Raw genomic sequence first — 818 nt, forward strand, 5'->3', positions numbered from 1 at the left:
CTCCCCGGCAACATGCGGCTGCGGACGCGGCCGGGAGCGATCAGCTCGCGCAACTTCGCGGCGATGGCGAGCTTGCATAATTACCCGGCGGGCGTCGCGCACGGGCATTGGGGCGAGCCGGTCACGGTATTCCGGTCCACCGGCGGAACCGGCTACCGTTTTCATCTTCACGCCCCGACCGACACGGTGACGGACCTCGGCAACGTGTTCGTCGCCGGCCCGGCCGGGTCGGGCAAGACGACGCTCGTGCTGTTCCTGCTGGCGATGGCGGAGCGCCAACGCGCGCAGGTCGTGTTCTTCGACAAGGATCGGGGCGGCGACATTCTCGCGCGCGCCGTCGGCGGGACATATCTCGTCCTGCCAGCCGGAGAACCATCGGGCCTGGCACCGCTCAAGGCGCTCACGACGGCACCCGCCGACGTCGAGTTCCTGAAAGAGCTGGTCAAGGCGCTCGTGCTCGAGAACGGCCGTGACATGCTGCCCGAACAGGAACGGCGGCTTGAGCTGGGGGTGCGGTCGGTGCTGGCGCTGCCGGCGGAAGCACGCTCGCTCGGCGAGCTGCGCGCCTTCCTCGGCCAGTCTGACCCGGAAGGGCCGGGGGCCAGACTCGACAAATGGTGCAAGGGCGGGGCGCTCGGCTGGGTGCTCGACAACGACGAGGACCTGGTGTCGCTCGATGCGCCCTTTCTCGGCTTCGACGTGACGGCGGTTCTGGACGATCCGGTCACACGCGGGCCGATCCTCTCCTATCTGTTCCACCGGGTGGAAAGTCTGCTCGATGGCCGTCGCCTGGTGCTGGCGATCGACGAGTTCTGGAA

General features: G+C 68.3%; 1 pseudogene. It reads left to right on the forward strand.

Going from position 1 to position 818, the window contains the following annotated elements:
• A pseudogene (locus N8M93_RS22735) lies at positions 1-818 on the forward strand (VirB4 family type IV secretion/conjugal transfer ATPase); the annotation flags it as partial.

Origin of the sequence: Bacillus sp. Marseille-Q3570 (assembly GCF_946151055.1) — a bacterium.
Taxonomy (GTDB): domain Bacteria; phylum Bacillota; class Bacilli; order Bacillales; family Fictibacillaceae; genus Pseudalkalibacillus.